This window comes from Pseudoflavitalea rhizosphaerae (assembly GCF_003991355.1).
Lineage (GTDB): Bacteria > Bacteroidota > Bacteroidia > Chitinophagales > Chitinophagaceae > Pseudobacter > Pseudobacter rhizosphaerae.
Genome location: NZ_RCSU01000005.1, coordinates 18,362 through 36,835 on the forward strand (window position 1 = coordinate 18,362; position 18,474 = coordinate 36,835).

18 protein-coding genes are annotated in these 18,474 nt (G+C 46.5%); 5 read left to right on the top strand and 13 right to left on the bottom strand.

The annotated features are described in order from the left end of the window. The first annotated feature begins 76 nt into the window (after window positions 1-76). A complete protein-coding gene (locus tag D9Y29_RS09905) occupies window positions 77-478 on the top strand; it encodes a helix-turn-helix domain-containing protein (RefSeq protein WP_127127565.1) in 402 nt (133 codons plus the stop codon). A gap of 41 nt (window positions 479-519) precedes the next feature. On the opposite strand, the gene D9Y29_RS09910 is transcribed toward D9Y29_RS09905, so the two are convergent. The 4 genes from D9Y29_RS09910 to D9Y29_RS09925 all read right to left on the bottom strand — a co-directional run bounded on the left by D9Y29_RS09910 (window position 520) and on the right by D9Y29_RS09925 (window position 3,138). Further along, entirely contained in the window at window positions 520-1,533 is a 1,014-nt protein-coding gene (locus D9Y29_RS09910) for a HipA domain-containing protein (RefSeq protein ID WP_127127567.1), read from the bottom strand. Beyond that, window positions 1,514-1,849, bottom strand: coding sequence for a HipA N-terminal domain-containing protein (locus D9Y29_RS09915; RefSeq protein WP_127127569.1), 336 nt, complete (start codon window positions 1,847-1,849; stop codon window positions 1,514-1,516). The genes D9Y29_RS09910 and D9Y29_RS09915 overlap by 20 nt, the downstream gene beginning before the upstream one ends. After that, the gene (locus D9Y29_RS27025) at window positions 1,846-2,073 is read right to left on the bottom strand and encodes a helix-turn-helix domain-containing protein (protein WP_127127571.1); all 228 of its coding nucleotides are present in this window, start codon (window positions 2,071-2,073) and stop codon (window positions 1,846-1,848) included. The genes D9Y29_RS09915 and D9Y29_RS27025 overlap by 4 nt, the downstream gene beginning before the upstream one ends. 87 nt (window positions 2,074-2,160) lie before the next feature. Continuing rightward, entirely contained in the window at window positions 2,161-3,138 is a 978-nt protein-coding gene (locus D9Y29_RS09925; protein WP_127127573.1) for a YitT family protein, read from the bottom strand. 72 nt (window positions 3,139-3,210) lie between these two features. Here D9Y29_RS09925 and D9Y29_RS09930 point away from each other — a divergent pair, with 72 nt between their 5' ends. Further along, complete coding sequence (locus tag D9Y29_RS09930) at window positions 3,211-4,809, top strand: peptide chain release factor 3 (protein WP_127127575.1); 1,599 nt, start codon at window positions 3,211-3,213, stop codon at window positions 4,807-4,809. Between the two features lie 170 nt (window positions 4,810-4,979). Further along, window positions 4,980-5,513: a GNAT family N-acetyltransferase gene (locus tag D9Y29_RS09935; RefSeq protein ID WP_127127577.1), complete on the top strand. Its 534-nt coding sequence runs from the start codon at window positions 4,980-4,982 to the stop codon at window positions 5,511-5,513. On the opposite strand, the gene purB is transcribed toward D9Y29_RS09935, so the two are convergent. After that, a complete protein-coding gene (purB, locus tag D9Y29_RS09940) occupies window positions 5,486-6,832 on the bottom strand; it encodes an adenylosuccinate lyase (protein WP_127127579.1) in 1,347 nt (448 codons plus the stop codon). The genes D9Y29_RS09935 and purB overlap by 28 nt on opposite strands. Window positions 6,833-6,897: 65 nt before the next feature. On the opposite strand from purB, the gene D9Y29_RS09945 reads away from it, so the two are divergent. Next, complete coding sequence (locus tag D9Y29_RS09945) at window positions 6,898-7,659, top strand: menaquinone biosynthetic enzyme MqnA/MqnD family protein (RefSeq protein ID WP_241237887.1); 762 nt, start codon at window positions 6,898-6,900, stop codon at window positions 7,657-7,659. A 65-nt stretch (window positions 7,660-7,724) separates the two neighbouring features. Here the strand turns inward: D9Y29_RS09945 and D9Y29_RS09950 are convergent, their stop codons facing one another. The 4 genes from D9Y29_RS09950 to D9Y29_RS09965 are packed head-to-tail and all read right to left on the bottom strand — an operon-like array spanning window position 7,725 to window position 11,654. Next, window positions 7,725-9,215, bottom strand: a complete 1,491-nt coding sequence (locus D9Y29_RS09950) for a polysaccharide biosynthesis C-terminal domain-containing protein (RefSeq protein ID WP_164735344.1) — start codon at window positions 9,213-9,215, stop codon at window positions 7,725-7,727. Window positions 9,216-9,270: 55 nt separating this feature from the next. Beyond that, on the bottom strand, window positions 9,271-10,188 hold the full coding sequence (locus D9Y29_RS09955; protein ID WP_127127583.1) for an FkbM family methyltransferase: 918 nt from the start codon (window positions 10,186-10,188) through the stop codon (window positions 9,271-9,273). Window positions 10,189-10,203: 15 nt separating this feature from the next. Next, the gene (locus D9Y29_RS09960; protein WP_127127585.1) at window positions 10,204-10,776 is read right to left on the bottom strand and encodes a methyltransferase domain-containing protein; all 573 of its coding nucleotides are present in this window, start codon (window positions 10,774-10,776) and stop codon (window positions 10,204-10,206) included. Continuing rightward, window positions 10,773-11,654, bottom strand: a complete 882-nt coding sequence (locus tag D9Y29_RS09965; protein WP_127127587.1) for a glycosyltransferase family 9 protein — start codon at window positions 11,652-11,654, stop codon at window positions 10,773-10,775. The genes D9Y29_RS09960 and D9Y29_RS09965 overlap by 4 nt, the downstream gene beginning before the upstream one ends. 243 nt (window positions 11,655-11,897) lie before the next feature. On the opposite strand from D9Y29_RS09965, the gene D9Y29_RS09970 reads away from it, so the two are divergent. Then, a complete protein-coding gene (locus tag D9Y29_RS09970) occupies window positions 11,898-12,821 on the top strand; it encodes a glycosyltransferase family 2 protein (RefSeq protein ID WP_127127589.1) in 924 nt (307 codons plus the stop codon). Between the two features lie 6 nt (window positions 12,822-12,827). Here the strand turns inward: D9Y29_RS09970 and D9Y29_RS09975 are convergent, their stop codons facing one another. The 4 genes from D9Y29_RS09975 to D9Y29_RS09990 all read right to left on the bottom strand — a co-directional run bounded on the left by D9Y29_RS09975 (window position 12,828) and on the right by D9Y29_RS09990 (window position 18,452). Further along, window positions 12,828-14,009, bottom strand: coding sequence for a glycosyltransferase family 4 protein (locus tag D9Y29_RS09975; protein ID WP_127127591.1), 1,182 nt, complete (start codon window positions 14,007-14,009; stop codon window positions 12,828-12,830). Further along, window positions 14,006-14,695 (bottom strand): NAD-dependent epimerase/dehydratase family protein, encoded by a 690-nt coding sequence (locus D9Y29_RS09980; protein ID WP_164735345.1) that lies wholly within the window; start codon window positions 14,693-14,695, stop codon window positions 14,006-14,008. Before D9Y29_RS09980 ends, D9Y29_RS09975 begins: the two co-directional genes overlap by 4 nt. A gap of 13 nt (window positions 14,696-14,708) precedes the next feature. Next, entirely contained in the window at window positions 14,709-17,270 is a 2,562-nt protein-coding gene (locus tag D9Y29_RS09985; protein WP_127127594.1) for a YfhO family protein, read from the bottom strand. A gap of 69 nt (window positions 17,271-17,339) precedes the next feature. Then, on the bottom strand, window positions 17,340-18,452 hold the full coding sequence (locus D9Y29_RS09990; RefSeq protein WP_164735346.1) for a glycosyltransferase: 1,113 nt from the start codon (window positions 18,450-18,452) through the stop codon (window positions 17,340-17,342). Window positions 18,453-18,474: the final 22 nt, after the last annotated feature.

The window sequence follows — 18,474 nt, forward strand, 5'->3', positions numbered from 1 at the left end:
CTGGGATTATTTATATTTGAATAGTATAGTGCTATCAAAAACTTGATAATTGATTTCAAATTCAAACCTCTGTTATATGGAACAAGAATTCTCTGTGTTGGAAAATAAGGCAGTAGGAAGGAACATGTACATAAACCGGAAAATCCGCGATAAAAAAGCCCAGGAAGTAGCGGATTATCTGGGGATCAGTGAGTCGGCTTATACCAAGTATGAGCGCGGAGAAAGTAAGATCACAGTTGACATAATTCAGAGGGTGGCTGAATTTCATAAAGTGGATCCGGTTAGTTTGCTTTCTTCACAAGGCATAACTTTCATCGATAGTGGTAATAATTCACCTAATTCTTCTGGTGCAAATGGTGGTTATTACAATAACGTTCAGTCTATGACAGACGAGCAAACCAAAATGATGTTGACTTTGATTCAGAGTGTTACTTCTTTAAATGAGAAGTTGATCGCTGTTTTGGATAAATTGAAATAGTTTTCTCCTGGTTCAGATTCACTGATAAGCGAATTGACATATTATTTTTCCCGCAAACGTTGTTTCCTTTCCCCAAACACGCTTAAATATTTCTTTTTTCCTTCCTTGCTCATAAAGCTGCGGTTCACAATTTCCGGCACCTGGTAATCTGCAGCCAGCATATCATTCAGGGTTTTCGTGGCCAGCTCTTTTTTGATGCCAATCCGTTTGGCAAATTTCAGGAAAGAGTGTTGGGTATAATAGCCATATTTTGAAAAGCTGGCCTCTTCATAATCATTTTCGTACAGGCCTTCGCTGAGGGCCAGGTTGCCGTCATTGATATGTAGCGATGTACACAACAGGTCATAAGCAGGTGCCAGGTAATAATCTCCATCTATGGTTTCTATCAGGGAGAAATTTTTCAGGTGTGCATCTCCGTTGCCAACCAGATAATTGAATATAACCAATTTAAAGAACTCCACCATCGCCAGAGAGGAAGCGGCAACAATTGCATCTATTTGTTCTGCAATATCCAAATAAGAAGCATCGTACTTGAAATTTACACCTTCTATTTCCGGGGACTTTCCCAGTAAGATCGCAAAATCTTCTACCTGAAATTTACCATCACCATTTGGTCTATAATCGAATCTCCGGGTGATATAGGCGGGGCTTCCGTCATCAAAGAAGATCATTCCACAGTCTGCAGTACGTATGCCAAACACATGCCTCGCAATTTGCATAGTTACATGCTCGTTGGCAGGTAAGTCATTCACCAACTCCAGTCGCTCAGCCGGTATTGGTTTTAAAATATGCGTTCCGGTTTTGTCTGTCAATTCAAGGGTGTTTCTTTTCAAAAGCAGGCTATATTTTTCCTGAACTCCACTAATGCTGATCCTTTTTCTTTTCTCATTATATTCCCTTGTAAGCTCAGTGCTTTTGCCTGGAGGACCAAATGGTAAGATGTGAGATACCTTCTTTGACCGGCTGCCAAAAAGTTGCTGCTGACCAAGTGGACTATATGTATCATAACCTTCTTGTAATGTGCAGGGGCAATATTTAATCTTCGGTATCCTCATGAATTTCTTTAATAGTAATTGGTCCTATACTTTCTGTGCCAGCTGTAGCTAATAACAAGCTGAAATAATCTTGCTCGTCAATTTTCAGCAGTTTGTTCTGCATAGCTTTATTGGCGCCTTCACTGAGCCTGTTAATAAAAGCAGGGAAGAGTGTGTGGCTGTGGAAGGGTGTTTTGCGTAAAGGCAATGTAATGCTCACTGGTTTGCTACCTTCAGTGATGAGATAGTCTTTGTCGTATACGAACTGGTAACCAGTCCGGGATTTCGATATAATTCCCGCAAGTTTTCCGTTGTAAAATACCTGCGCTGATCTCATGCGAAGCTGATATTAGGTTGTTTTATTTTCAATTCCAATTTCATACCCAATGGCTCTGTCACCTGCAATAAAGTTTCAATCGTAGGGTTGCCTTTCCCTTGTTCAAGTAATTGGATAGTCCGTAGGTTTACCCCGGAATGCGCCGAAAGCTGGTCTTGCGATAAACCAAGGAGCAATCGCCTTTGACGTATCGTTTCTCCAAAATATTGTATTGTTTTGCGCATTATAATTCGCTTTTAAGCAAAATTATGAAAAATTGCCCGGAAATAATGTTATAAAGCGAATTACAATTCGTTTTTAGCCGTCAAGATCTAATGCTTCAACGGCCTCTTCTTGATCATCCCGCCATTCGTATCCTTGATACTATGCATCACCACAAACGCATGCGGGTCCACCATCTCTATTTCATGTTTCAGTTTTGAGATCTCCAGCCTGGTGATCACCGTAAACACGATATGCTGGTCCTCCTGTACATATCCTCTCTTTCCATAACCACCTGCGCCTTTGTACACAGTAATCCCTCGTCCAAGCTTCTCCGTTATTACCCGGCTGATCTCTTCGCTCTTCGGGGAAATTATAGTAACACCGGTATATTCTTCGATACCTTCAATCAGGAAGTCCACTGTTTTTGAAGCCGCCAGATAAGTAAGCATGGAGTAAAGCGCATTATCGATCCCCAAAAAATAAGCAACCGTTGAGAAGATCAGCACATTGATCATCATGATCACATCACCGATGGTAGTGCCCAGTTTCCGGCTGAGATAGATCGCCAGTATCTCGGTTCCATCCAAAACGCCGCCGCCTCTCACCGTAAACCCTATCCCTGCGCCGAGGAAGAAGCCACCAAACACGGCCACCAGTAACTTATCAGAAGTAACGATAGGATAGTCCACCACGGCCAGACAAATAGACAAGCCTGCAATGGCCATAATCGCTTTTATGGTGAATCCTTTCCCGATCAGCCTGTAGCCGATCAAAATGAACGGCAGGTTGATCAGTACGATCATCAACGCCAATGGCCAGCCGAGCAGTGCGCTGCTCAACAGGGAAATCCCCGTGGCGCCGCCATCGATGAATTTCACGGGCAGCAAAAAACTCTTCAACCCGAATCCCGCGCTCAGGATCCCGATGATGATCAAAACCGCATCTCTGGAGTTCTGCAGTACGGCTCTCCGTAACTGGTAGAGGCTTTTCGCCATCTTGTAAGGGCTTGGGGAATTGGTCGCTCCGTTGTCTTTCCGGTGCCGGAGGAAATTATTGACAATGAATTGGCGAAGTCTGTAACGCATGCATCATAAAAGTACAAATTGAGCAAGGATTAATGTACCTTTGCGGGCGTTTTTCCTAAAAGCGATCCCTTCATGAAGTACAATGCAGAAATACAGAGAAGAAGAACTTTTGCGATCATTTCCCACCCGGATGCCGGTAAAACCACCCTTACGGAGAAATTCCTCCTCTTCGGTGGCGCCATCCAGACTGCCGGTGCGGTAAAAAGCAATAAGATCAAAAAGCACGCTACATCTGACTTCATGGAGATCGAACGTCAGCGCGGTATCTCCGTTGCCACTTCTGTAATGAGCTTTGAATACAAAGGCATCCTCGTGAACCTCCTGGATACACCCGGTCACAAGGACTTCGCTGAAGACACTTACCGCACCCTCACTGCAGTGGACAGCGTTATCCTCGTAGTGGATTCCGTGAACGGGGTGGAAGATCAGACCCGCCGCCTCATGGAAGTTTGCCGCATGCGCGACACACCGGTGATCGTGTTCATCAACAAAATGGACCGCGACGGTAAGAACCGCTTCGACCTTCTCGAAGAGATCGAAAATGAACTGAAGATCTCATTACACCCCATGACCTGGCCCATCAACAGCGGTAAAGACTTTAAAGGAGTATACAATCTCTACGATAAAAACCTTGTTCTCTTCACCGCCAACACCAAAGCATCTGATGACGAGGATAGCCTGGAGATCACCGACCTGAATGGTGATGTACTTGATTCCAAGCTCGGTGAAAAGGATGCCAATCTTTTACGGGAAGATGTGGAACTGGTAGACGGTGTGAACGGAGAACTGAATGTGACTGATTACCTGGCCGGTAAAGTGTCGCCGGTTTTCTTCGGCTCGGCCATCAACAATTTCGGTGTGCGTGAAATGCTGGATACCTTTATCCGGATCGCACCCATCCCGCGATGCAGGCAGACCTCCGTTCGCGAAGTTTGCCCGGATGAAGATAAATTCTCTGGTTTCATCTTCAAGATCCACGCCAACCTGGACCCCAAGCACCGCGACCGGATCGCTTTCCTTCGCGTTTGCTCCGGCAGGTTCGAGCGCAATAAATATTTCCACCACGTGCGTCTCGATAAGGACGTTCGCTTCAGCAACCCATACACTTTCCTCGCCCGCGATAAAGATGTGATCGATGAAGCATTCCCCGGCGATGTGGTAGGTCTCTTCGATACCGGTAACTTCAAGATCGGGGATACCCTCACCGAAGGAGCCAATTTCTATTTCACCGGAATTCCTTCCTTCTCACCTGAGATCTTTAAGGAAGTAGTGAATAAAGATCCAATGAAAACCAAGCAATTGGAAAAAGGACTATTGCAGCTTACAGACGAAGGAGTTGCGCAGCTTTTCACCCAGTTTGGGGGTAATAAAAAGATCATTGGCTGCGTGGGAGAGCTGCAATTTGAAGTGATCCAGTATCGCCTTTTGCAGGAATACGGCGCCAGCGTGGAGTTCCGTTCACAACCTTTCTATAAAGCCTGCTGGATCACCAGCCCCGATTCCAGGAAGCTGGATGAATTCACCCGGTTCAAGAGCAATAATATCGCAACCGATAAAGACGGTCATCTGGTGTATCTCGCTCAGAGTGAGTGGTTTTTGAATACAGAGCGCACCAACAATCCAGACATCGAATTCCACTTCACCTCAGAAATCCATAAGGAAACGGTATAAGGTTTGTATCTTTTGCATGCAGCTAATAATCTTGCTGTGGCCAGTCGCTCGCCTCCCGGCGAGTGACTTCTGTTCCGTCGCCTCCGGCGACACGGTGTTCGCCGGAGGCGAACTAATACAAGTCACTCGCCGGGAGGCGAGCGACTGGCGGCTGCGAAATTTTCCAGGACATGCTCGAAACCTCAAGACTGCATATCCTCCCGCTTGATGTACCTGCGCTGGAACTCTACCTGCAGGGCAATAATCTATTTGAACTGGAGCAGGGGCTTACACTCACCAATCGCAATGTGCATACGGATGTGAAGCGTTACGTGAACACAATCACGCTTCCGTGTATGCGCAGAGCGCCGGAAGATCATTTCCTCTTTTTTACTTTCTGGCTCGTTATTGAAAAGAAATCTAGACTTGTTGTGGCCGAGATGGGCTTCAAAGGCGTACCCAATCCTGCCGGTGTGGTGGAGATCGGGTATGGCACGGTGGAAGGCGCACGTAACAAGGGTTTCATGACGGAAGCCGTAGCGGCGATCATCCACTGGTCCTCAAAAAGGCAAGACATATCCTCTGTTCTGGCCGAGACAGCCAAAACCAATACCGCCTCTATCCGCGTATTGCAGAAGAACGGGTTTGAACAATATGATCAGAAAGGCGATATGCTTTGGTGGCGGACCGTCTTCACTCAGAAGTCGGGGTTCATGCCGGTATAGTTGTGCGGAGTGATCTTCTTCAGCTCTTTACGCACGGTTACCGGAACTTTTAATTTATCGATGAACTGGTGGAGGGTTTGCTTATTGATGCCCTGCTTGCCACGGGTCAGCTCTTTGAGCGCCTCGTAAGGTTTGGGGTAGTTCTCGCGGCGCAGGATGGTCTGGATCGCTTCGGCAACTACTGCCCAGTTGTTATCGAGATCGTCATAGATCTTTTCATCGTTCAATACCAGCTTGGCCAGTCCTTTTTCGATACTGCGGGTAGCCAGGATGATATGAGCGAAGGGCACGCCGATATTGCGCAATACGGTTGAATCTGTAAGGTCGCGCTGAAGGCGGCTGATGGGCAGTTTGGCTGAAAGGTGTTCCAGGAGCGCATTGGCGATGCCGAGATTGCCTTCGGCATTCTCGAAGTCGATCGGGTTCACTTTATGCGGCATGGCCGATGATCCGATCTCGCCTTTTTTGGTGCGCTGTTTGAAATAGTCCATGGAGATATAGGTCCACATATCGCGACTGAAGTCCATCAATATTGTGTTGATGCGCTTCATGCTGTCGAAGTGGGCAGCGAGGTTATCGTAGTGTTCGATCTGTGTGGTGAATTGCTGGCGGCTCAGTCCGAGTACGCCTTCCACGAAATCATTGCCGAGGCTTACCCAGTTCTTTTTCGGGAATGCCACCGTGTGTGCATTGAAGTTACCTGTGGCGCCGCCGAATTTGGCGCTGATGGGGATCTCGATGCATTGCTGGATCTGGTTGCTGAGTCGTTCTATGAACACCTGGATCTCTTTACCGAGGCGGGTGGGAGAGGCCGGTTGTCCGTGAGTGCGGGCCAGCATCGGGATATCGCGCCATTCGTCTGCGAGAATTTCCAGTTGCTTATTGAGGTTGAGCACCGCGGGGAGATATTCGAATTCCACGGCCTGTTTCCAGGAAAGTGGAACGGCGGTATTATTGATGTCCTGTGAGGTCAGTCCGAAGTGGACCCACTCAGAAAGATGCTCTGCTTTCAGTTCTTTCAGTTTCTCTTTGAGGAAATATTCAACAGCTTTTACATCGTGATTGGTGATCTTTTCCGTGTCTTTGATGGTTTGTGCGTCAGCGAGACTGAAATTCCCGGCAGCGGCCTGCAGGCCTCTTCTTACAGCAATGGGCAGGGAAAAGAACTTCTTATCTCCCAGGAACAGGAAGTATTCCACTTCAACCAGCACCCTGTATTTCATCAGTGCAAATTCAGAAAAGTATTCGTCGAGGTGCTGCACCTGGTTGCGGTAGCGTCCGTCAATTGGGGAAATGGCTGTAAGTGTATTCAATTCCATGATCTGGTACAATGTTGATGTTAAAATGGATATTCCTTTACCTTTGCGCCGTAAAATTAATTCAATTGAAGAAGATTAAGGTTGGAATCGTGAATTATCTCAATACCAAACCATTATTGTATGGTATCGAGCATTCACCGGTGATTGATGCAATTGAGCCCGTACCCGAATATCCGGCGAATATTGCCCGTATGCTCCTGGAAGATGAAATTGATATGGGACTGGTGCCAGTGGCCGTGATCCCACGCATGAAAGAGCATTATATCGATATCAATTACTGTATTGGTTGTACGCAGCCCGTGGCCAGTGTTTGCCTGTTCAGCGATGTGCCGGTAGAGGAGATAAAAGAAGTGCTGCTCGACTATCAGAGCCGCACCTCCGTAACGCTGGCGCGTATCCTGATGCGTGATTACTGGAAGATCGGTCCGGTGATCACAGATACGAAAGAAGATTATCGCAGTCGTATCAACGGTACAACTGCCGGCGTTGTGATAGGCGACAGAGCCCTGGAGCAACGTCACAAAAGCAAATACATCTATGATCTGGGCGAAGCCTGGATAGCACATACAGGCCTGCCTTTCGTGTTTGCCGCCTGGGTGAGCAACAAACCATTGCCTGAAGATTTTCTAAAGGCCTTTGATTCTGCCAATGCAGAAGGATTGAAGCAAATCGATGAAGTGGTGGCCGCCAATCCTTATCCCATTTATGATCTGCACGAGTATTACACAAAGAATATCAGCTACGAATTGGATGAAGCGAAGAGAAAAGGTTTGGCGAAGTTCCTGGAATTGATCGGAACGCTATCACCTATGTCCGCCACTACCTGATGCAATAACCCAAGCTTTGCAAGCCGCACAGGCCGGCTATCATACAATTGCCGGCAGGAATTCCATCACTTCTTCCTGAAGAAGGGGATATATTTTTCTATCAGTTGGTTGATCTCGACAGATACTTTCAAAAAATAAATTGCCGGCACGAAAAGCAGACAGAATACCGTTGTTCTTATTGCGGCATCCAGGTAAATGGAACTGGCATTGGGTAAAAAATAGACAACTGGTATTACCAATGCCGCAAGGAGAACGGCCTGCAGGTCTTTCCAGGTATAAGGCTGAAGGCCGAATTTATACCACAAAAATCCGAAGCGCATCAGGTTGTAAAAAGTAAGTGACAGCAATGTAGAATAAGCTGCGCCGATCAGGCCATAGTGGGAAATCAGGATATAGTTCAGTGGCAGCGCAAGGAGTGTATAGATCACATTGGTGATAAAATCAACCTTCCAGTAATTGGAAGTTCCAATCACCTGGGAGTTGGAACCGGTGCCAAGATCTATGAGTTTACCGATGACCAACAGGAAGATCACCCACTCGATGCCCTTGTAATCACTTCCTAAAAAAGTAGCCAGGTTGTGTACATTCAGTATGGTAAGCGAGAAGATCATTAGGCCTATGACCAGCAGGTTGGCAACGCTTTTCGTGTACACCTGATTGATATGCTGCAGATCTTTGTTTTTCCATGCCTCTGCAAGCACCGGGATGGTGATGGAATTCATACTGCGTTGCGGGATTTCCATAATGGTTATCACATAGGTGGCGATGGTGAAAACTGCCGTGTCTGTAAGACCACGATCCGACTTTGCGGAAAGAATGAAGGTGTCAACGGTGCGGGAAAGAAGATTGAGGAACTGCGCTCCGAAGAGGAACAATCCGAAGTTGATCATTTTGCCTTTCATCCTCCTGGTAACAGTGCTGGGAGTGGAATAGAATCCGAATCCACCTGTCTTCCGCAACACTATGAACAGAAATATTACAGGTAATAAATAGGAAGCAGAGAATAATTGTAAGAATTGATCCGTTCCGATGATCTGAGCGGCCAGCAATATGATCAGAACAGTAAAAACCAGCCGTACCAGGGTTTCACGCAGCGCATTGGAAACAACTCCTTTCCTGAAGGACCAGGCAAATGCTTCCAGCCAGGAATAAATAAGCATAAAAAAAGTGAGTGGGTATACCAGATAACTGTATTCAACAAACAGCGGTGACCGCTCGCTGAATTTTCGCACAATGATATCCTTCATTGAAATGCCAATGATACTCACGATAACAAATCCCACAAGACAGACTATAAGCGTAATAAACGGCAGGTCATTCTTGCGGGCGGGAAGATAGCTTCTATAGAAAGGGAAGAATTTATAGATGATTGGCAGGCAACCGAAAGTACAAAGATAGGCCAGTGTAGAACCAGTATCCAGCAGCAACCTGGTTAGTCCCAGTTGCTCCGTGGTCAACAGCCGGGGGCTAAGAACAATCATATTGATCGCCCCGATAGCAAACCCTGCTACGATTATTATACTTGACCTGATGCTTTGCTTTTGAATGATGCCCACTGCTGTAAGTGCTGGTTAAAATCAGGCAAGATAAAGCAAAATTGCAACTACGGGATCATTTGGAAGGTTGTTGGGCATTTCTGAAGCCTCTTTCTCCGGTTATGATTCTGTTGGCGAGGTCTGCATCGCTGCTATGCACCAGGCAAATATTGTAGTAATAGATCAGACTGGTTTTCCCATCGGAATAGTCGTGCAGATCCTGGATTAGTTCCCGGTCTGAAAGCGAGCCGGAAAGGATGTACCGGCCCCTGTCATCAAAAAAGAGAACTTTTTCGTAGCCTTCCCGTGCAAGGTCCAGCAAGGTTTGCAGGCCATTTTCGTGAATGGCTCCCATGTTGTCGCGGTTGTATTCAAAATAGATCACCGGCCTTGTCTCCTTTATTAATGAAGCAGCTCCTCTGATGATCACCGTATCGAAACCTTCCGTGTCGATCTTCAGCAGTTTCATGGCATGTTTACTCAGGGAAGATTCCTGCACTACCGTATCCAGCGTTTTAATGGTCACTTCTTCGTTGCCGGCATTAGGAATGATAGTGGTGTTCCATCCTTTTTTCTGCAGATCAACTTTGATGGTACCTGTTTCTTCTCCGAGGAATTGCTGAACAAGATGAACATTCCTGAACTGTGCCGCATTTCTTTTGAGGTAGCTGAAAGAGAAATCATCACCTTCCACTGCAAGGATGGGTATATCCTGTACAGATTTGACGGTGGCTATGGTATCGCCGGTATTGGCACCGATATCTATAAATATGAGATCTGGGTACTTTTGAAGAACATAACCTGCAAGCCTCCCGATCTCACTGGCGAAATCCTTCTGAGTGGCATAGGTCTTAATGAGAGGGTTTTGTACAGGAAGGGTAATGAGATAGTTGCCAACTTTTACAGGTTGCTCCTTCTTTAAGAAGGAGGTGGGAACAACTTTGATGATATCGTATCCAAAATATCCTAAAAGATAGCGGATGAATTTTTTCATGAAGGACAGCTTACTTTAGTTTTTTAAAACCTTTATGACCATTACCACATTGTAGTCGATCTCGCAATTACTTTGAAAAAGTATCTGGTGCGTGATGTTAGGTATCCCTGCAATTTTATCCGTCATATAATCCAGTCCCATATCGGCATGCACATGGTGGATATTTAACGGTTGCCCGGTTTTCTGGCAATATGCTTCGTATACTTTCTGATCGGGGAACACAAGAATCAAATTACCGCCTGACTTTAAAATGCGGATGAACTCTTCCAGTGCCTGCGTGGTATTCTTAAAATCTTCTATCAGGTGACTGGTATAAACATAATCATAAGTATTATCTGCAACAGGTATCTTTTCTTTCATCACATCAACTGCTATATCCACTTTATCCTTTCCGGTATAGGCATAAGGTTGCTCATAATCGATACCTACGCAGTCTTCTTTCCTGATCTTGTCGCCGCCAAAACCAATATCACATCCATTTCCCTGGCAATAGCCGATCACCAGGTGACGGACCTTGGAGGTTTCAGAGGTATACATTTCTTTAATGCCCAGCTTGCGCTTTATTTTCCGGATTAACTTTTGGATCATATCAATGAATATTCTGTTATCAATCGGTCAATATGCTCCATTGCATACCCGCTGGTATGCAGGGAACATTTCGGAATGCCTTCGTTGCCCACCAGTTTGCAGTCGGGACCAGACTGGTTGTTTTTTACCTCGTGATAGCAACCGGCAAACTCACAGTATTGTTGCAAAAAAAAGCCTTTGAACAATTCCGGAAAATGCCTTAGCTCGGGCTTTACGGCGCCAAAGAAGATCAGTGAAGGAATGCCAAGGCTTGCGGCAATATGGCTGGGGCCTGAGTCCAGCCCAATGAAAAAGGAGCTGTGCCTGATAAGCCTTATCATTTCCCTGATGGAGGATTTGATATGCACCACTCCGGGAATTGACGGAGGACTATTGCCTATCTGGTAAAGTGTTATGCCTTTCTGTTTAATATGGTTCGCCACTTGTTCCCAATCCACACCATATACCTTCCGGTAATTTTTTGATGACATACTTTCCAGGTGCAATACTGCGTATTTGCCTTCTGGTAAGGGTGGTCTTTTTTCTTCAGTGCTGTTCAGGTAAAGTTTTGGATACTCACGGGTCAGGGGCAATCCGGCTTTTTCCTGGTAAGCTTGCAGGAAATGCTCCCTTGGTTTTTCCTCGTAAGCATTGTCGAGATTGATGAAAAAGACAGCAGATCTGCAAAAGGACTCAATGGTCCGGCATACTTTTTCGAATATACTCAGCTTGTTCCTGAAAACAACGTTGGAAAGAGGATAGTTTGCAAACAGTTCATTGACCGTGGTGAACACGATGACCTTTTTATTTCGTGCAGCCAGCGCGCGTATCACCGGCTCAATCCAAAGCACGTCGCCCAATGCTCTTTTGCGCACCAAATAAACAAATGGCCTTTTCAATTCGTAACTGGTTTATCTGAGTAATTCCTCTGACAGCTGGTTTAATTCAGGTAAATTCTGGCAAACCAACGGTACATTTGCGCGCTTATTATACTTTTGCGAGCGAAAGCGCAATATACACAGGAAATTATACATTGTTGCCCGGAAAAAAAATCAACAAAACCAGTTTATCAGACAGTAGCGTATTAATTTGATGAGATATTGCGGCATACCAATAGGAATTTAATGTAATATTTTATTTTAATGAGCAGTCCGGTTCTTATTTCGATCTGTATCCCGGCTTACAAACGGGTTGAGCTTCTGCAAAGACTGCTGCAGTCTATTGAGGTACAAACCTTGCGGGATTTTGAAGTAATTGTTACGGATGATAGTCCCGATAGCAGTGTTCAGGAATTATGCCTGGAATTTGCTGCAAGTTTTCCTTTGTATTATTACAGGAATGAAAAGGCATTGGGATCACCGGAAAATTGGAATGAATCCATCCGCCTGGCAAAAGGGCAATGGATCAAGATCATGCATGATGATGATGCGTTTGCCGGACCTGACAGTCTTCGTAAATTATATGAACTTACACAGAACGGCGCCGGTTTCGTTTTCTCCGGTTATCATATTATTGAAGGCGGACAGATCAGCGAAACACATGCCATATCCGCTGCCTGGGTGAAGCGGCTTCGCCGGGATCCCAGACTGCTGATGCAGCATAACGTGATAGGACACCCGAGCGTGGTGCTGCACAGAAATCAAAAAGATATCCTGTATGATCAGCGCATGAAATGGATGGTGGATATTGACTTCTATATTCGTTACCTGCAATCCGCTCCATTCAATTACACGGTTGAGCCCCTCATCAATATCGGCTGGCACGAAGAACAGATCACCCGCTCTGTTTTTACGGATAAACAGGTGGTGGTCCCGGAAAACCTTTTGCTCCTGGATAAGCTCGGTGTGCAGTTTTTGAATAACCTGAAGGCATATGATCATTTCTGGCGCCTGCTGCGCAACTATGAAGTGAAGAACGCGGCAGAGCTGCAATCATTGTCGCCGGTGCCCGTACCGGCTTCCATTAAAAAAATGCTGAGCTTCCAGCGTATATTCCCCCGGGTTATATTGAAGTGGGGGCCTGCATCTAAAGTATCGATGCTGCTGAGCTGGTGGCTGAACCGCTGAGCTTTTTCAGAAATCATTATCTGTATACAGGAACTTCCTGTATTCCCTGCAAAACACTTCCCCGCTGAATTTTTCGATGGCGATCTCACGCCCGCGTTTACCGAATCCCTCCTTTGCTTCCGGATGCTCCACCAGCCATTGCAGCATGGTGACGCCTTCTTCCACAATTGCCGTTTCATCGGTGGATTTGATCAGTAATCCATTTTCCATATGCCTTACATAATCAGGAATGGCATTCACGGCGGTGCTCATCACAATGCGGCCATGAGCCATCATCTGCATCACTACCAGTGGAAGGCCTTCATAAGCCGAAGTAAGGATCAGTACATCTGAATTGTGATAGAGTTGCAACATCTTCGCTTCGTCGCGAACATTACCATAGAAGGTACAGTAAGGATATTTTGAAGGATCGATTACGTTCTCTACGTCACCCACAAAGGAAAAATGAACAGGCGCATTTAACTGGTGCAGCTTCTCTGCAATAGCAGCTGTGAGCGGAACCCGCTTCTGTGGTGCTCCGCGGCCGATGAACACCACTTCCAGTTGCTTGTTATGTACGGGTCTGTAAGCTGGAATGGGGATCATATTTTCTGCAAAACGCAAACGCTTTGCCCAGGAGGGATCAACGCCGCATTGCTTGTACTGTTCCTCCACATCCTTCATCAGTTTCACGGTGCTGAATATGCGAAGTGTGATAAGATCGATAAAGCCGATGGAGTAGGGGAACCATGTATCGAGGTGACAAAGTTCAATGCGACGCACATTATTGCCCACATGGGCCAGCATCTTGTAGAAGAACAGCGATTCTCCTCCGAAGATCACTGCATTGGGTGCGCTGTTGATCCATGAAGCCAGTACACCGCGGTAAAAGAAATTGACAAAATGATAGAGCTTGTTATCGATCTGTTGTGAAAGATCGATGCAATCGAAGTTGCTGAACAGCTCCAGGTGGCCATTGTTCTTTGGCTTCTTGGAAAAAATGATCAGCGGATTCTGGTCCCTGATGCAGGCTGCAATATCAGCATTCACCTTGATGGCGCCGCCGATATCAGCGGAAGGGAAAAAAAGAAAAGTACTGGTCTTTTTTTTCAGGGGGAAGAGCCGTCCATAAATGATACCCGCCAGCACAAAGGGGAACATCCCGATGTACTCCAGTCTTCTTTTCAACACTCCCTTTCGATGACTCATGCTCCGTAATATTTATGCAGGATTTTTTGAAGATATCCTTCTCCGAATTGAATGCCCAGCGATTTGCAGACTTCAGCAATTTCATGGGTATCGATGTTCACCGGACCACCTCTGTCGGCCAACGTATAGAGCCCCTGCCTGCCACAGAACTCCTCGATCGTGTCTACGATATAGGTCACAGGATAACTGACAGTATTGGCAATATTCAATGTTCTGTTGGTAGCCATCTGGTGCTGCAGCATATGATCGGCGATCCTGAAAACATCCTCCACATCAATGATATTCCGCTCCGAATGCTGCCATATCTGAAAGGGAATGCCCTGCATGATATGCTGGTAGAAATAGTTAAGGATCGTATTGGGATTATCTGACCGGCCTCCCAGGTTCGACAATCGGAAGATCGCATAGCGGTGGGCGTTGGAACGCACCAGTGCTTCCATGTTCAGTTTATGCTGAACATAGGTTGTTTGCTGAAGGTCTGGGTCTTCCACACTGGTGGTGCTGAAATATACCAGCAGTTTTTCCGGATGGGCTTCCATCGTCTGGCGCAACAGATTGGCCTCTCGCAGATAATCGCCTTCTGTACCCGATTTTGAGTTGGATACTCCCGATGCGAAGATCAGGAACCTTTCGTTCTGCGCATAACTTTCAAAACTCCTTGCCACGAGGCCATTTCCAATAACCATTTTCTCTTTTCGTTTACTGCGCTTTGGGGCCAGATGAAGAATCCGCATCGGTTGCTCTGTTTTTCCAGAGCCACCAGCAGCCACCCAGCACCAGCAGGATGGAGATAATGCCTGAGATCAGCGTTACCATATTGCCCGTAGTATAGGAAGCAGGTGCAAAACGGAATTCGATCGTATGCTTGCCTGCAGGAATACTCAAGCCGCGCAAAACATAATTGACTTTTACGATTGGCGCTTCCTTTCCGTCGATTGTGGCAGTCCAGCCATTGGGATAGTATACTTCGCTGAATACTGCAAACTGGTTGCTGGCAGCATTGCTTTCGTAGGAAACCAGATCATTGAGGTTGCTGGTCATGCGGATGGTAGCCAGTGAATCGAACTGTGGTTCAAACTGCACCTTGTTTTTTTCACGCTGATCAATAACCGCAGTGTCTGCAGGGTGGAAGTCGTTCAACGCTGCCATTTCAGCATCTGCATTGGGAACATAATTGAGTGCTTTTACAAACCATACGTTACCGAGAGCGCCGGGGTTCATCTGGGCCATCGGCTGCCTGGTTTGCGGGTTGGCAGCTATGAAATATTTGGTGTTGAGCATGTTGAACACTTCCATATTACCCCTGTTCAGCTGGTGCGTGATCAGGTCATCATAATTGGCGAGTCTGGCGGGCAGGTAACCACCAATGGAATGATGATGGAAAGATGCTCTGGAATCAGCAAACGGATTGCCGGCTGTTTGATCAAACACGCGATAGAATGTAGTGTCCTGCTTGATCTGCATATCAGCAGCTGTTGCCTGATAAGGCGCCAGGAAATCATCTTTAGCTACATAGTTCTCATCCTTCAGGTACCTGCGGTCAACAGGAAGCAGGTCAACCAGGTTGAGAACAATGAGAGCAGCCATGATATACTCTGGTTTCAGTTTTTTCTGAACACCGAGCCAGATCAGTGCGGAGCCAAGCACGAGGAAGAGAATGGTGCGTAGCATATCGCCTTCATACAATGTTTTTCGATCGGCGCTCAATCCATTCATGATGGAAGAGGAGATGGTCCGCGCCTGTTGCTGCACCTGTTCGTTCGGTTGTCCGCCCTGTGAGGCCATTTGCATGATAGCACCGGAAATACCTTCGCGAAGCTGGTTGTCTCCGGATGCTTTAAAGCTACCGGTGAAATAGGTGCCCACCAGGATGGCTACTACTGCCAGAACTGCAACACCTGCAACCTTCAGTTTTTTAAGCATCTCTGCTTTGTTGTATTCTCCGAAAAGAAGCTGATCCAATGCCATGCAGGCCAGCACGGCAAACGTAAGTTGCGGAATTACCAGTGCAGTTGTTGGAGCCCTGAATTTATTGTAGTAGGGAAGATAGTCGAATAGAAAATAGTTCAATGCCTGGAAATTGCTGCCCCAGGCCAGTACGATACCCAGGATGCTTGCTGCAATTAACCATCCCTTATGCCAGGATTTTACAACAAAGATCCCAACGATGAAGAACAGGCAAATAAAAGCGCCGAGATAAACAGTGCCGGATGTGCCGGGCTGTGCGCCCCAGTAGGAGCTAAGTGCGGGATAAATATAATTGGCGAATTCCTGAGGCAGCTGTGATTCCTGCAATGCCTGGACGGCCTTGCCGTCTTCAGGAAGTTCACGGGGACCATCACTGCCGCCGGCATATGCGGGCATGATCAGCGTCATGGTCTCACCGATACCATAACTCCAGTGAAAGGCATAGCTTTTATCGAGACCACCCTTTGATTTATTCTCATTCAGTTTTTTTCCATCAGGCCCCACAGTTAGCTCGGAACGTCCGCCACGCATAGACTCCTTCGCGTAGGAGTTGGTTGGCATCAATATCACGGCATAACTGGCAATTCCCAACGCTAATGAAACAGCGGCGAGGCCTGCTGTATAGATAACTGGTTTGAAATCTTTTTCTTTAATGGCACGTATCAGCATTGCCACGCCCAAACATACTGCAATGAGGAAAGTGTAATACAATATCTGTACGTGGTTTTGCCAGGTAAGCAGGGTGCTGAACAGTAGAGTAACAATGAAGCCCAGTACATATTTTCGCTGACTGAGCAGAATCAGGCCAGCAAGCAATGCAGGTGCATAACTCATGCTCATGAGTTTCGTATTATGACCAACTGCAGCAATGATGGCATTGTAGGACGCGAATGCATATCCGAGCGATCCGAATATTCCCACCATACTGCGGAGCCGCAGCACTACAGTCAGGATGTAGAAACCAACGCAGGCCAGGAAGAAAAAGCTGGCAGGCGCCGGTAACCATAGTGAGAATACATTGTTCAGGTAAGCAAGTGTAACGAGGTATTTGGCTTCGATCCCGATCTGGAAAGCAGGGATACCGCTGTAAGCGCTGTTACTCCACAAAGGCCAGTGCCCATATTTTTCCTTGTACAGGTTGGATTGTTCAATCATACCTCTCCAGCCCAAAGTATCATGCTGGTTCAATATCATACCCTGGAACGCGGGTAAGCAGAAGAGGATGGAGATGATCAGAAAAATCCCTATCGCGATAACATGCGGCTTTAACTGCTGCCAGATTGTTTTGTTCATTATTTCAGGATGGTTAAAAGATGCGACAAAATAAGGCAATTATTTGGTAAGTTGATCAGGCACTGAGTTTTAAAGCGGGTTCAAAGCCCGGGCTGCATCTTCAGTAATAGTGCCCCAGTAGAAATGCCGGTAGAAGGCTGCAGGTATATTATCCTGTCTCGAAACCAGTTGCAGAACGGCGTTGGTAAAAGCAGGCCAGTCAGTATTCCCCGTCACCACCAGTTTGCCGCCGCAAATGGCAGGATCCACACCTTCAGCGCCATTCTCCACACTCACGGCATTCATATTGTTCCCCAGGGCTTCTACCAATTTTGTTTTGATACCGCCGCCGGAAATTACAGGATTCAGGAATATATCACTCCCTCTGAAATAAGGGTTGATATCGTTCACAAACCCGGCGATCACCAGGTTGGGCGTACCGGCTTTTGAAATGCGTTCAGGAATATCCTTGCCACATACAAGAATGGTATACTTAAGAGATGATTGCTGCAAAAGGGGATTGATCTTTTCAATGATCAGGTCCAGGGCTTCCAGGTTGGGTGAATAATTGAACGCGCCATTGAACAGGAGGAGGCAATGATCCTGGGGAATACCATGCTGTTGCTGCAGGTATGCGCGCGATACTGACTTTTCGGTTTGGGATGGTGGTTGGTCCCATTCGATGCCGTAAGTGGCTACAGTACATTTTGATGGCTGCAGTCCGAATTCGCGGATCGCATATTGCCTGTCGGATTCCTGGATGAAAAAATTATGCGCTGCCGCACGGTGAACGATGCGTTCATACCGCCATAATATTTTCCACCACCATTTATTGAGTGTTTTCCAGCGAAGCCCTTCGATATTATGGGAATGCACAACCAGCTTCACGCCGGTGAACCATTTCAATAACAGTCCCAGCCATCCGTAATAGGGATGTTCTAAAATGAGATGCGTTATTTTTTTCCTGCGTATGATTGAACGAAGCGTAAAAAAATAGAATATATTAAGGTATCGTGTGGCACTGTTGGAAAGTACATTGAGCAATTCATACTCTTCGGCCAGCGCAGGATCGTTGTTCTGCGTGGTTACCATAGTGAGATCAACCTGTTTGCAGAAATACTTGTAAAAAAGGGCGATCCCTTTCTGGCCACCCATACGTGGAGGTAAAAACTGATAGGAGACCAGGCTCAACACTTTTATCATGCTATATCCGCTAAATTGAATT

Bases quoted from the DNA above. Each gene is read 5' to 3' on its own strand.
- D9Y29_RS09905 (WP_127127565.1), top strand. From the start codon at position 77: ATGGAACAAGAATTCTCTGTGTTGGAAAATAAGGCAGTAGGAAGGAAC.
- D9Y29_RS09910 (WP_127127567.1), bottom strand. From the start codon at position 1,533: ATGAGGATACCGAAGATTAAATATTGCCCCTGCACATTACAAGAAGGT.
- D9Y29_RS09915 (WP_127127569.1), bottom strand. From the start codon at position 1,849: ATGAGATCAGCGCAGGTATTTTACAACGGAAAACTTGCGGGAATTATA.
- D9Y29_RS27025 (WP_127127571.1), bottom strand. From the start codon at position 2,073: ATGCGCAAAACAATACAATATTTTGGAGAAACGATACGTCAAAGGCGA.
- D9Y29_RS09925 (WP_127127573.1), bottom strand. From the start codon at position 3,138: ATGCGTTACAGACTTCGCCAATTCATTGTCAATAATTTCCTCCGGCAC.
- D9Y29_RS09930 (WP_127127575.1), top strand. From the start codon at position 3,211: ATGAAGTACAATGCAGAAATACAGAGAAGAAGAACTTTTGCGATCATT.
- D9Y29_RS09935 (WP_127127577.1), top strand. From the start codon at position 4,980: ATGCTCGAAACCTCAAGACTGCATATCCTCCCGCTTGATGTACCTGCG.
- purB (WP_127127579.1), bottom strand. From the start codon at position 6,832: ATGGAATTGAATACACTTACAGCCATTTCCCCAATTGACGGACGCTAC.
- D9Y29_RS09955 (WP_127127583.1), bottom strand. From the start codon at position 10,188: ATGAAAAAATTCATCCGCTATCTTTTAGGATATTTTGGATACGATATC.
- D9Y29_RS09960 (WP_127127585.1), bottom strand. From the start codon at position 10,776: ATGATCCAAAAGTTAATCCGGAAAATAAAGCGCAAGCTGGGCATTAAA.
- D9Y29_RS09970 (WP_127127589.1), top strand. From the start codon at position 11,898: ATGAGCAGTCCGGTTCTTATTTCGATCTGTATCCCGGCTTACAAACGG.
- D9Y29_RS09975 (WP_127127591.1), bottom strand. From the start codon at position 14,009: ATGAGTCATCGAAAGGGAGTGTTGAAAAGAAGACTGGAGTACATCGGG.
- D9Y29_RS09980 (WP_164735345.1), bottom strand. From the start codon at position 14,695: ATGGTTATTGGAAATGGCCTCGTGGCAAGGAGTTTTGAAAGTTATGCG.
- D9Y29_RS09985 (WP_127127594.1), bottom strand. From the start codon at position 17,270: ATGAACAAAACAATCTGGCAGCAGTTAAAGCCGCATGTTATCGCGATA.
- D9Y29_RS09990 (WP_164735346.1), bottom strand. From the start codon at position 18,452: ATGATAAAAGTGTTGAGCCTGGTCTCCTATCAGTTTTTACCTCCACGT.